Origin of the sequence: Paenibacillus sp. TC-CSREp1, assembly GCF_050171015.1 — a bacterium.
Taxonomy (GTDB): domain Bacteria; phylum Bacillota; class Bacilli; order Paenibacillales; family Paenibacillaceae; genus Paenibacillus; species Paenibacillus silvae.
In genome coordinates, this window is the sequence record NZ_JBNOKM010000006.1 from 29,959 (window position 1) to 43,690 (window position 13,732).

Consider the following 13,732-nt stretch of genomic DNA (forward strand, 5'->3'; position numbering starts at 1 on the left):
CCTATAAAACTACATCACTCGTTTAAATAATTTCTCCAGATCATACGTTGAAAATGAAATCACAATCGGCCGTCCGTGTGGACACGTATATGGCTGACGACATGCCCCCAGGCGTTGGAGCAACACCTCTGCCTCCTGGTCCGTCAGCTTCTGATTTGCTTTAATAGACGCTTTACAGGAACACATAATCGAAGCTGCTTCACGCATCTTCGCCACGTCAATGCTACGCTCACTGAGAACCCATTCCGACATCTCTTCAATAATGTCCTTCTCGTCCCCCTGCGGGAACCAGTACGGATAAGAACGTACGCGGAACGTCTGCCCGCCAAAATGCTCCAGATACACTCCCGCTTGTTCAAACCAGGAAAGTCTCGCTTTCAGCTTTTCCGTCTCTGACGGCGTGAATTCAAGTGTAATCGGCAGCAGCAGCTCCTGGGAAGCTTGAGCCGGATTGCCAAACTTCTCATAATAGTATTCATAATTTACCCGCTCGTGGGCCGCATGCTGGTCGATCAAATACAGGCCCTCATCGTTCTGGGCAATCAGATATGTTCCGTGATGCTGTCCAATCAGACTTAGCTCAGGAAACGCAGGCATGGATGGGTCGGTTTGCATGGCAGCCGCCAGCTTGGCGGGATCAGGCATCGATGTATTTTTCCAGCCCCGATCCCCTCTTTGTGCAGCACTCGAAGAATACGACATACGGCTCTCTCTTACAGGATTGCTGTAAGAAGACGCACGATAGCCCTCTGCTTGCGTTTTTCCGGCTTCTCTGCCTGCATCACTTTTTAGTTCCCCATCTGGTTGGATCAACGCCTTGCTTGAACTTCCATCAGACTGTTTCGTCTTACTGGAAGGATTCGCTTGATGCAGCTCAGCACCATTTAGCTGGTCCATCAAGCCATATGCAGGCGTTGTCTCTGGCGGCGCTTCAGGTAAAGGAGGAGAGATCACACCCGCATCGTCAGAAAACGTCTGATCCGATTTTGGTTGTGAATTCCCTTCCTGTCTCTGATCGAGTCGCTGATCAAGCACTGTTCCTGGCTCCGCAGGTGCATCCAGGTCCGAATGATCATCCTCTGCGATTTTTGTATTTGGTTCCACTCGCCCAAGGGGGCCTTCTTGACTATAACCTTCACTGGTTTCCTGCTCTTTCACCGGCCCTCTTGGAAATAGAAACTGTTCCTGAATAAACGCGCTGTCATCTCCGCGCCTGATCTGCTGCTTGCGCACCTGCGGGATGAGCACCTCCTGCCGCAAAATGCCCCGCAATGTCGTTTCCACAAATTCGTACAGCTCTGCCTCTTTACTGAAGCGAACCTCCAGCTTTGCCGGATGTACGTTCACGTCTACCAGCGAGGGATGCATCTCGAGCTGTAATACAACCAGTGGAAAACGATTGATGGGCAGCAGCGTATGATAAGCTTTCAGAATAGCCTGATTCAATCCGTAGTTGCGAATATATCGTCCATTCACAATGGTAGACATCCCCGCACGGTTCGCGCGCGTCCATTCCGGCAGGCTGATCAGACCGCCGATCTTGTAATCCAGATTTTCGCCTTGAACAGGCAGCATTGCTTTCGCTGCGCTCGTTCCATAGATCGCCGCGACAACTTGTAACAAATCGCCGTTGCCCAGCGTCTGAAGCAGCGTATTTTCATTGTGTCGAAGTGTAAATGAGATATGAGGATGGGACATCGCCATCCGATATAACACATCCGAGATGTGTCCCAGCTCGGTCTGGATCGTTTTCATATACTTGAGCCTTGCGGGTGTATTATAAAATAGCTCCTTCACCACAAACTCCGTGCCCTGAGGTGAGGCAGCATCTTCGTGCTCGCACAGCTTGCCGCCTTCGATCACGATTCGCCGCCCTCGCCCGTCGTCTCCGCTGGCAGTCAGCACCTCCACCTTGGAGACAGCTGCAATACTTGGCAGCGCCTCTCCACGGAAGCCAAGACTGGTGATCTGAAACAGATCACGGCCATGCGTTATTTTGCTGGTCGCATGACGATAAAAGGCCGTCTCCAGATCATCCGGCTCAATCCCCGAGCCGTTATCCTTTACCCGGATGCGAAGCAGCCCGCCTTCCTCGACTGCAACCTCAATCTTTGTGGCCCCCGCATCGACTGCATTTTCGAGCAGCTCCTTCACAACCGAAGCAGGCCGCTCCACAACTTCACCTGCCGCAATCTGGTTGGCAATATGTTCATCAAGCACATGGATTTTCGCCACAGATTCTCCTCCTCCCGGTGACTCAGGATAATTGCTGTGCCTTCATTTTAAGCTCGTTTAATACCTGCATCGCCTGTAAAGGTGTCATATTCATAACATCAATGTCTTTCATATGGCGGATCAGCTCACGCGCAGGTTTATCTTCCACCACCACAGCCTGTGGAGACTGCATAACTTCCGGCTCGTCTTCATCAAAGATGGACAACTGCACGACTTGCTGTGATCCCTGACCAAAAGGAGTTTTCATACCCGTCTTCTCACGGTCATCATTGGCATAAGAGACTTCATGCTCCTGTGCTTTTGTCAGCTTCTTCTGTTCTGCAGCACTCGTCGATGCAAGCTCCATTTCAACGCCTGAAGCCGCTCCATCTTCAATCCGTTCCCGAATCAACGTCCCCTTGCCATCAGCAGATGCAGCTGGCCCGGAGCCCGGTGTTGATGTTTGCTGTGCAGTCATCAGTTTACTCTCACTCATGAACTCACTGCCAACCGCCACTTGTGAAGCCGCTTGTTCGAATCCGTGCAGCAGCCCGTTGGCACGCTCGATGATGCTGTCAGGCAGACCTGCAAGCCGGGCACAGTAAATACCGTAGCTGCTGCTCGCCGCTCCCGCAATCAGTTTGCGCAGGAAGTTCACCTTGTCCCCGCTCTCCTGTACCGCCATCGAATAGTTAGCCAGCTTGTCCAGACTTTCTTCCAGATGAGCCAGCTCATGGAAGTGTGTAGATACGAGCGCTTTACAACCGATCACATCATGCACATATTCAATTACCGACTGGGCAATCGCCATCCCCTCACTGGTCGAGGTTCCGCGGCCCAGCTCATCGATGATGATTAAGCTCCGCGGGGTTGCTTTTTCCGTCATCACCTGAATATCAGCCATCTCTACCATAAACGTACTTTGTCCGCCGATCAGATCATCCGCCGCGCCGATCCGCGTAAAGATTCGGTCCATAATAGGCACTTCCGCCTGCCCCGCCGGTACAAAACATCCGATCTGTGCCAGAATCGAAATCAGCGCCACCTGTCTCATATACGTGCTTTTTCCCGCCATATTCGGTCCGGTAATCAGCAGAATACGTGCTTCTTCCTCAGTCATCGCCGTATGGTTGGCTATAAAAGCTCCATCCCGCATCACTGCCTCAACGACCGGATGACGCCCCTGCTCAACAACCAGATTATAGCCATCTGTCAGCACAGGCTTCACAAAATTACGCTCTGCACTAATCACGGCAAACGATTGATAGACGTCAATCTCGGCCACCTGCTCGGCAAGCTTCTGCAGCCTTGCAATCTCCTGATTGAGAAGATCACGCAGCTCTGCAAACAGGCTGTACTCAATGTCCACCATTTTATCCTGAGCCTCGAGAATCAGGGTCTCCTTCTCTTTCAGTTCAGGTGTAATGTAACGTTCAGCGTTAGCAAGTGTTTGTTTGCGTTCATATCGTCCTTCAGGCAGTGAAGCCAGATTAGACTTCGTAATCTCGATATAATATCCGAACACTTTGTTGTACCCGATCTTCAGCGAGCGAATGCCTGTCGCTTCACGTTCTCTGGCTTCGAGCTCAGCAATCCATTGTTTGCCGTTCACCGAAGCCTCCCGCAGCTCATCCAGACGAGCGTGATACCCTTCGCGAATAAGTCCGCCGTCTCTGACCGACACTGGCGGTTCATCCACAATCGCCTGTCCGATCGCATCACGCAGATCAGCACAATCGTCCATCATTTCGGCAATATGCCGAAGCGTTGAAGAAGACGAATTCGCACAGTGCTGGCGCAGACTCGGAATTTTGTCCAGCGATGATCTGAGCGCATTCAGATCACGTCCATTGGCATTGCCAAAAGCAATACGGCCCACCAGCCGTTCCAGATCATAGATATCTTTGAGCTCGGACCGTAGATCCTCACGCAAAATAAACTGGTTGTACAGCGTATCTACCGCTTCCAGCCGCTCGTTAATTTTTCCTTTCTGCAAAAGAGGTTTATCCACCCAGCGCCGCATCATGCGCGCTCCCATAGACGTCTCCGTACGGTCCAGCAGCCACAGCAGCGAGCCCTTCTTCGAACGTTCGCGCACCGTCTCCACCAGCTCCAGATTACGGCGTGTAAACGGGTCCAGTATCATATAATGGTCAGGCTCATACGTAGATATTTGTGTCAATTGCCCCAGCGAGCGCTTCTGTGTTTCACTCAGATAAGAGAACAGCCGGGCAACACATGCCTGACGTTCAGGCTCCAATCTTGCCCACACGGATTCGCCAAACTGCTGACGCACAAGGTCCTCTTTGCTTTTGGTCCAGGCGGTGTAGACTACCGGGCGCCCAATCGGAGATGACTCCGATTCCACAAGCTCCAGCAGAGCGGCATCCCCCACAAGCTCGGATGGCTCATAGATGCCAATCTCGTCCTTCAGCCATTCCTTGGAATACGGGACAGATGTGACGTAAAGCTCCCCCGTAGACAGGTCGCAAGCAGCCAGCGCAAGTGTGTTCTGATTACCGGTCAGACATACCATATAGTTGTTGGATTTGTCTCCAAGCGTTTTGCCTTCCATCACCGTACCCGGTGTAACTACACGAACGATCTCCCGGCGTACCATGCCCTTCGTTACAGTCGGGTCCTCCATCTGCTCACAGATTGCAACTTTATATCCCTTCTCGATCAGACGCTGTATGTAATTTTCAGCAGAATGATATGGTACGCCGCACATTGGAATCTTGTCATCTGTTCCACCGTTACGAGCTGTTAAGGTAATCTCCAGTTCCCGAGCCGCATTGATCGCATCATCGAAAAACATTTCATAGAAATCACCTAATCTGAAAAAAAGAAAAGCATCCTGTGCTTCGGCCTTTACCTGCAAATATTGTTGAATCATTGGCGTGTACTGAGCCATGATATTGTTCCACCATCCGTTCCTGTGATGTGAGAAAGCAAGCACCCTGGAAGCCAATAAGGCGGTCAGGCACCTGGATGCACCTCCGCCTTATGTGTAGGCTATACACTGTTTTCTTCAAGGGCTTGCCTCTTACCTGATTCATATCTTCTTATAAGGGGTTCTGATTCAAATCTTCTTCATTAAGACATTCTGATTCAAATCTTCATTAAGGGCGTTCTGCTCCCCGTCTTTACAACTTCTTGCCTCTTTGCTTCCTATCAGTCATATGTTGACGTTAGAAAAGTCCTGTTTTTCATTATAACAAAAAAAAGCTGCTTCTTCATGAGCCTGCCCGAATATTCCATAGTTTACGGATATCCCGGCTCTCGTCCCAGGTCTGGCCCCGTTTACACAGCCGCATCAACGGCGCTGCATAACGCTCGTAACGCGCATATTCGCTCAACTGCCTGAGCTCATCCATCAGTGAGGGCACATAAGGCATCATGATTTCGCGCCGCCCTTCATAGAACGCCGAATGAACCTTCGACTCCGCCAGAGGACGCTGCTTCAGCTGATCATAGCTGCAAGCAATCAGCCCTGCAATAGCCACAACCCCTTTGGCTACAACCGGAGAGACAAGAAAACTGGGCAGGGTTCGATACTCGAAGCCGCCATAGGATTTCAGGCGAAAATCACCCAGTGCCCCATACCTTGGACGTCTGCCCGATCCGCGCGGGTCCTGCAGCACCGCAAGCGGCAGCGCCAAATAATTATCCAGAGCACGAAGTAATCCCCCCGTCAGCTGCACGCCGCTAAAATGAATATGTCCTCCCAGCGGTAGCCCCCGCTGCGGCATGCCGCCCGCCTGCCAGACCAAGGATGAATCACTGATGCTGCGCGAAGCCGCCGCGAAGGCACGCATCAGATGTGTTAACAGCTCACGCGGCTCCGCACTAGGTGCTGGTCTCAGCTCTGCAACGGGATATACACGCCTGCCGCCGATCGTCACCGAATCACAGCCTGCCACACCCGTACGCTCAAGAAAACGCGAAGCAGGCACAATTTTGGATTCAGGCATCTGCACAAGTAAAAACTCGGGGTCCATGCCCATTACAGGCGTTCGGCTAAACTGCTTCTCCTCGTTTAATGCCGCTTGATGCAGCTGCCAGCTATTCCTGTACATTGCACCAAGCTCCCCGTCACCTTTCCACGGATCCGGATCGACTGCAATGACAGCGCAGCCGCCATTACCCGAAGCCTCCAGGCGAACAGCCCCATGTTCCAGTCCTAGTGTATATAATGACTTGATCGCAAGGCGTTCCACCCGTTTATAGACCGATGAAGAGGTTTCACGCTCCAGCTCTTGCTCCTGCTTGGCGCCCATACCACTTGTATCCTTCCGTCGAATGCGAATCGCCTCAAGACAGCTGACATGCACATCGTATCGCACACGAAGCCCTGGCTCCCGCCTTCGCTGCTCACTGGTGGACAGCACCTCGATTCCCGCCTGCTTGAGCCGTGCCATCCGTTCACCGGAGCTTAGCTGTGCGTATGCCTGGACTGCTTCTTCAGCTTGTTGCATAACGTTCATCTCGTCCCCCCTTCCTCACTTCTCCTTTATAAGTTGAACTAAAGATTTTACACAATCCACTCCAATGACAGAACAACCTTCCAATCACTGTTATCCCCAGATTTTTTTGATCCCTTTTCTAAAGGGGAAAATCCGGTGAACAGCATATGCTTCCGATGTAGCTTTCTTGCAGAAAGCTTTCAGGTGACCGCTCCGCTTTTTCAGGTTTTTTCTGTCCTTTCCGTTCACGTGTAAATGAATAGTACAGCTTATATAATTTGACTTTTCTTTGCATTCATCAAAAAAGACCCCACAGCTGTGGAGCCTTCCCGTCAAGGTTCTTCTTCAGGCCAGTTCAGGCTTGCCACAACCCATTTTTCAAACTTTATGAAAGAAAGAGGGCTTCCGCCCTCTTCATTGCACCTTATGGTGCATATAATACCTCAGGTTAAGAGAAAAACATTAAATCAGGTTAAAATAAACACCTTCAAGCAAGCGGGATAAGTGATTTACAGCTCATCATCCAGCAGGTCCGGATCGAGATCATCATAGTCTCCATCGCCACTGCCATAGTCGTAATCCTTGTCTTCGTAATCACCGCAGCCATCCGTGCACACCTTCACACAGACTTTCGTTTCAGCCACGAGCTCTACAGCGAATTCCCGCTCAACCCGGATAATTACGCTGCCGCCGCCCGCAGACACTGTGGCTTCCACACAGCTCGGCTCCTGCGTTGCATCCGCAGAGACCTCAACCGTGGAAGTCCGGTGTTTCGGGTCCAGATAGGACAAAGGCACATGTTCTACATACGATACCGTTTCTTTGGCTACATCCGTCTGTGAATTTTTGTCATAGGAATACCAAATGTTGATATCGTAAGTACCAATAACTTCAATTCCGTCCCCCGCTGATACGGCTTCATACTGGTGGTTAATAATCCAAGCCCCCAAAATACTGGTCGGACCATTAGGCGGAGTCACGGTATGTGTTACGGTAGAGAACTTACGACCTTTGCCGCAGATCGCCTTCGTGATAATCTCTCTACATTGATGTTTATGACTCAATGACATCTTTAAACCTCCTCCATACAATCATTCACTACAAGTGTATGCAGGACATCCGTCTAGGGTGACAACTATTTTCTATGATTCGTTTGTAGATTGAGGCCGGTCTGATATTGGAGATGGCGCTTTGTCCTTCTTTGCAATTTTCAGATACATCTCAAGCTCGCGGCACAGCTGGAGAATAGCCGATCGCATCTCGAATTCTTCCCTCGTATCCGGCAGCTCCATTCGCTTGAATTCCTCCTGCACATCTGCCAGCAATTTCTCCGTCCGTCCAGTGTACGATTCGGTTAATACGTCCCGGCTAAGCTGATCGAACAGCTCTGACACCATCTCGGCATGCGGCATCTTCTGATACACCTGGGATACCAGATGCATCATATGCTGGATGGAATCCAGCTGCGTTTTGCGCATATAGAAGTATACACTCCAGCCTTCATTTGGATGAATCACCTGGTTTTCGAGTGAACGCTTGGCCGCTTCAATTCCGCCGAGCACCGCTTTATCTGCCTCAATTAACTCTTTGCCTGCCCACACTTCATCAGGATTACGCAAGGTTGCTGCGAATTCCTGGAAAATCTTCGAGAACAGCTCGTCAATTCGCTTGCGTATGCGCAGCATCTGCGGATCGGCCGCTGGCATATATGCCAGATTGACCACCATAGCCGAACCGAGACCAATTAACAGCAGCGCAATCTGAACGAGAATCACATGCAAATCCATCTCCCCGCCGCTAAACACGCGGAACACTACGACCGATCCAGTCACTATACCTTCTTTAAAGCCTGCCCGGACGATGACCGGGAACGCTGTTAATATGTATACACCGAGCACCCAATAATGAAAGCCGAGAAAGTGAAAAAGTACACTTGCAAACAAAAGTCCGACCACGGATGCAAAGAAACGTGCGGATATGGTGCGAATACTTCTTTTCCTGGTTACATCTACGCCCAGAATTGCGAGCAAGCCCGCTGACGTTGGTCCTGGCAAGCGGCACCAGTCAGCAATCAGAACAGCCATGAACGCTGCGATTGCAGTTTTAATTACTCTAAAGCCCATTTCTCATTCCATCTCCTCTAAGCTGTAAAAAGTTTGCGATCCGTGTGTAATCCGTTCTCTATCCGTTATGTTTGTCCAGAGAATACTTACCCTGTTTAATCCAGTTGTAACGACAGCCACATCCGTAGTATGACTCAACCAGTAACAAACTAGACGACGCCAACCGGCATGCACACAACATGCCGGTCACATAATGTGCCCAAAGAAGAAACACTGACATGGCTTTCACGGTATCAGCACCAGAATCTGCAAACGGTCTGTCAATTCATACCTTGCTCCTGTTTGAAACATCGCACATGAATCCTACCAAATATCGTACTTTATTTTGCGGTCACGGGCAACGTGACACCTCTTGTGAAATTGTATACATATGCTGCTGCAATTTAACTGGACTTTTCTATCTCCAATTCAATCGATTTTTCCTACCTTCAATTAAACCTGGCTTCTCTATCTCCGATCTAATTGAACCTCTCTATCTCCGCCCGGCCAGAAGCTTCCTCTCTGCATATACAACCAGCTGATACATGGCCGTTGCAACGGCTGCAATGATCAGCAGGCTTGATAATACAAGTGTGAAGTTGAACACCTGGAATCCGTATATGATCAAGTAACCCAGTCCCTCTTTGGCTACCAGAAATTCTCCCACAATGACCCCGACCCAAGCCATGCCCACGTTAACCTTCAACGTAGATACAATCGTAGGAAATGAAGCCGGGAACACCACTTTGGCAAAAATCTCGGAGCGCTGCCCGCCAAAGGTGCGAATCACCTTGACATAATTCGGATCAACCTCATTAAAGCTGTTATACACGACCAGCGTTGTAATAATGACCGTAATCGATAACGTGGTCATCACAATTGCGGTAAAACCCGCCCCGAACATCACAATAAAGATCGGACCCAGCGCAACCTTGGGCATACTGTTGAATACAACCATATACGGATCAAGCACTTTGGACAAAAAAGGAGACCACCAGATCAGAACAGCAAGCAGCGTTCCGACAAGAGTCCCCAGTAAAAACCCGACGACCGTTTCACCAACGGTCACCCCGACATGTGCCCATATTTCACCGCTGGCAACATCCTTGCCAATTTGACCGAAAATTTTGCTCGGATAACTGAAGAGCAGCACATCAATCCAGCGCAATCTGCCAGCCAGCTCCCACAGCAAAAACATGCAGACTAACATCGACAGTTGAACCGCAAGGATATGATGCCGCCACTTTGTCAGCCTGCGCATATGGTTATGATGAAGCTCTTCCAGCCAGCCCTCACGTGATTCCTGCTGCTGTTGATTCGATTCGTTCTGTCTCACGTATTTTTCTCACCTCCTCCAGACTGAACGAGTTCATCCCAGAGCGATTGAAACAGCTCATTAAAGCCGGCCTGCTCCCTTGCATAAAAGGGCTGCGCCATACGAATGTTCTCCGGCACAACGAACTCGCGCCGAATACGGCCAGGATTACGGTCCAGCACAATAACCCGGTCACTGACCGCAATCGCTTCAGACAGATCGTGCGTAACCAGCACAGACGTTTTGCCATACTCTCTTAACGTTTCCGAGACCAGATCCTCCAGCTGCAGCTTCGTTTGATAATCCAGCGCCGAGAACGGCTCATCCAGCAGCAAAATGGCAGGGTCTGTAGCAAGGGTCCGTACTAATGCCACCCGCTGCCGCATGCCCCCGGATAATTCCGACGGATACTGCTTTTCCGTCCCGCCTAGCCCCATGCTTGCGAGAAGCTCCCGTGTCCGTTCCCTGCTCTCTGCATTCAGATTGCCCGTCAATTCAAGTCCGATCAGCGCATTATCCAGAATGGTGCGCCATGGGAACAGATAATCCTGCTGTAACATGTAACCGATCCGGGGTGAGGGTCCTTGAACCGGGCTGCCTTCCACCTCAACCTTTCCTTGCGTAGGAAGAAGCAGTCCGGCGATGATGGACAATAACGTTGTTTTGCCACAGCCGCTGGGGCCGACCAGACTGACAAACTCCCCCTGACCGATCCCCAGACTTACATCTTCAATAGCCAAAGATGCTTCGCGCTCACTGACATAGACTTGTGATATATTTTCCAGTCGGATCACATTGCCGGAATCAGGCATCACTGCTCACTTCCTTCCCTGAATCCTGAATTCACTCTGGCTTGATCTGCTATCGATCCATCCTGCTTCCCATCTTTACTTCCCTGACTTCCCACTTCACCAGCATTACTCAGGGAGCCAGGGATTTCGCCTGTTCTGCAAAGGTCGAATCTACAATGGTGTTCAGCTCTACCTTTTGCTTTAATTCGCCCGCGGCACTCATGACATCCAGCAGATTGTTCCATTCCTGTTCATCAATAATCGGGTCTGTTGCATACGTGCCCTGTTCCTTGTAACGACTCACGCTACTGGTCAGAATCGCCGGGTCGATATCTTTGAAAAATGGCTTGATCACTTCCGCAATCTCTTCTGCCTTATGGGAATCTACCCATAATTGGGCCTTGTGAAGTGCATTTGTAAATTTCTGCACAAGGTCCTTGTTCTCGTTCAAATAGCTCTGTTTTGTCATAAAAACAGTATAGGGCAGATGTCCGCTTTCTGTGCCGAATGAGGCCACTACCTTGCCCCGGCCTTCCTGTTCAAAGATTGACGCCTGAGGTTCAAACAGCTGCACGTAATCCCCAGTGCCTGAAGCAAAGGCTGACGCGATATTGGCAAAATCCACATTCTGAATCAGCTCCAGATCACGCGACGGGTCAATGCCATGTTTATTCAATACAAACTCTCCCGCCATCTGCGGCATTCCGCCCTTGCGTTGTCCAAGAAACACACTTTGCTTTAATTGCTCCCAATCAAAGCTTTCTTGAGCATTCCGTGCAAACAGAAACGTTCCGTCCGTCTGGGTCAGCTGTGCAAAATTTATGACCGGGTCTTCTGCGCCCTGCTGATACACATAGATGGATGTCTCTGCACCCACGAGAGCAATATCTACCGAACCCGCGAGCAGGGCCGCCATCGTTTTATCTCCGCCAGCCGTAGTTTGTATATCCACCTCAAGCCCTTCTTCTGCAAAAAAACCTTGAGCCGCGGCAACATATTCCGGTGCGTAAAATACAGAGCGTGTTACTTCACCAATCGTAATCTTGGCTTCGTTCTCTTCCTTATTGCAGCTCGTCAGCGCAACAATGATAATCAGCAGGATCACAATACCCCGGATAAACCATGGCGTATATTTCATCACATGTCCCTCCTTTACTGGGTTTAGCCATTTCTCTCTACTATGGATATGCCGAGGCCCAGTAAAAGGTTAAGAACTTGCACGCAAAAAAAAAGCAGGCCAACCAGAATAATTCCGGCGGACCCGCGTTTAGCACATTACAGATTATAAATTTCAGTATATTTGGCTTCCAGATAATCAGCCAGGTAATCGGGGTTCAGCTCTTCACCAGTGACAGCCAGAATCAATTCGGAAGGGGTACGGCTCTTTCCGTATCGATAGATTTTATCCGTCAGCCAGTCTTTGATCGGAGTCAGGTTACCCGCAGCAATCAGGCTGTCCAGCTCAGGCATTTCCTTCCGCAGTGTGTGCATAATTTGTGCCGCATACATGTTACCGAGAGAATAGGAGGCAAAATACCCGAAATCTCCGCCTGACCAGTGTACATCCTGCAGAACACCCTCACCATCGTTGGTTGGCATAATGCCGAGATATTCTTTATATTTGGCATTCCACGTTTCGGGCAGGTCCTTCACCTCAAGCCCTTCATTAAACAGCATCTTTTCAATCTCATAACGAATAATAATATGCAAATTGTAGGTCAGCTCATCGGCTTCAATTCGAATCAGCGAGCTTTCCACCCGGTTAATCGCACGATAGAAATCCTCCAGCTTCACCTCACTCAGCTGCGGGAAATGCTGCTGCAGGTCTTGATAATAACGTGTCCAGAATGGCAGACTGCGACCAATCATATTTTCCCATAATCTGGACTGGGACTCATGAATGCCCATTGATGTTCCTTCTGCCAGCAGTGTTCCCGCCAGGCTCTCATCAATATTTTGCTCGTAAAGAGCATGTCCACCTTCATGTAATGAGCTGAAAATCGCACTGGTAACATCGTCCTGCAGATAGTTCGTTGTAATGCGGACATCACCCGGATTAAGCCCTGTTGCAAACGGATGTACGCTCTCGTCAAGGCGACCTGCTTCAAAGTCATACCCCATCTGCTCCAGAATAAACAGACTGAATTTCTCCTGCTGCTTCGGATCGAAGATCTGCTGCAGGAACCCCGTTTCCGGCTTGTTCCCGGACGCATTAATCTTCTCCTGAAGTGGAACGAGACGAGCCTTGAGCCTAGCAAACACCTCATCCACCTTTTCTACAGTCAGGTCTGGTTCGTACATATCCAGCAGTGTATCATATCTTGTATTTTTCACACCCCAGTAGTCGATAAACTCCTGTTTGAGCTTGACGATTTCCGTGAGGTATGGCGAGAAGCCCGCATAATCACTTTGGTGCTTGGCATCTTCCCAGGCTGTCTCCGATTTGGCTGTAAGCACCGTATACGCCTGTACTTTTTCCGGCGGAACCGACTGACTGCGGTCATATTCCTTTTTGCACTCTTGTACGAGACGACGATCCTGATCTTCAAGCTGCTCCAGCACTTCCGGCTGGGTCAACAGTTCCAGATATGCCTTCATTTCTTCCGAGGTTTGCAGCTTGAAAGCTTCTGTAGAGAGCATGCCTAACGTTTCCGAACGCGTTGGCACGCCTTTTTTCGGCGCACCTGTGCGCAGATCCCAGTGAAGCAAACCGATGGCTTCATGATAACTTTTAATTTTACGGGCCAAAATAAGGAAGGATTGCAGCTGCTGCTGTGTTTGTTTATCCATCGTTAAAGCTCACCTCTTCAAAAAAAATGTGTACACCCTATTGATGATACTTTT

Annotated in this window: 9 protein-coding genes; all 9 read right to left on the reverse strand. The window is 50.0% G+C overall.

The features are described 5' to 3' along the window. Positions 1-9: 9 nt before the first annotated feature. The 9 genes from mutL to ACQSGY_RS10435 all read right to left on the reverse strand — a co-directional run bounded on the left by mutL (position 10) and on the right by ACQSGY_RS10435 (position 13,678). Positions 10-2,235, reverse strand: coding sequence for a DNA mismatch repair endonuclease MutL (gene mutL / locus ACQSGY_RS10395; RefSeq protein WP_427051838.1), 2,226 nt, complete (start codon positions 2,233-2,235; stop codon positions 10-12). A 22-nt stretch (positions 2,236-2,257) separates the two neighbouring features. Further along, a complete protein-coding gene (gene mutS, locus ACQSGY_RS10400; protein WP_427051839.1) occupies positions 2,258-5,128 on the reverse strand; it encodes a DNA mismatch repair protein MutS in 2,871 nt (956 codons plus the stop codon). Between the two features lie 322 nt (positions 5,129-5,450). After that, on the reverse strand, positions 5,451-6,701 hold the full coding sequence (locus ACQSGY_RS10405; protein ID WP_427051840.1) for a putative amidoligase domain-containing protein: 1,251 nt from the start codon (positions 6,699-6,701) through the stop codon (positions 5,451-5,453). A gap of 488 nt (positions 6,702-7,189) precedes the next feature. Beyond that, on the reverse strand, positions 7,190-7,750 hold the full coding sequence (locus ACQSGY_RS10410; RefSeq protein WP_111273679.1) for an outer spore coat protein CotE: 561 nt from the start codon (positions 7,748-7,750) through the stop codon (positions 7,190-7,192). Positions 7,751-7,822: 72 nt separating this feature from the next. Continuing rightward, positions 7,823-8,803 (reverse strand): aromatic acid exporter family protein, encoded by a 981-nt coding sequence (locus tag ACQSGY_RS10415; RefSeq protein WP_289371804.1) that lies wholly within the window; start codon positions 8,801-8,803, stop codon positions 7,823-7,825. Between the two features lie 472 nt (positions 8,804-9,275). After that, positions 9,276-10,043, reverse strand: coding sequence for an ABC transporter permease (locus ACQSGY_RS10420; protein ID WP_229729674.1), 768 nt, complete (start codon positions 10,041-10,043; stop codon positions 9,276-9,278). A gap of 71 nt (positions 10,044-10,114) precedes the next feature. After that, positions 10,115-10,909, reverse strand: coding sequence for an ABC transporter ATP-binding protein (locus tag ACQSGY_RS10425; RefSeq protein WP_427051841.1), 795 nt, complete (start codon positions 10,907-10,909; stop codon positions 10,115-10,117). 109 nt (positions 10,910-11,018) lie between these two features. Then, the gene (locus tag ACQSGY_RS10430) at positions 11,019-12,026 is read right to left on the reverse strand and encodes an ABC transporter substrate-binding protein (protein WP_427051842.1); all 1,008 of its coding nucleotides are present in this window, start codon (positions 12,024-12,026) and stop codon (positions 11,019-11,021) included. A 137-nt stretch (positions 12,027-12,163) separates the two neighbouring features. Continuing rightward, complete coding sequence (locus ACQSGY_RS10435) at positions 12,164-13,678, reverse strand: carboxypeptidase M32 (RefSeq protein WP_427051843.1); 1,515 nt, start codon at positions 13,676-13,678, stop codon at positions 12,164-12,166. Between the last annotated feature and the right edge of the window lie 54 nt (positions 13,679-13,732).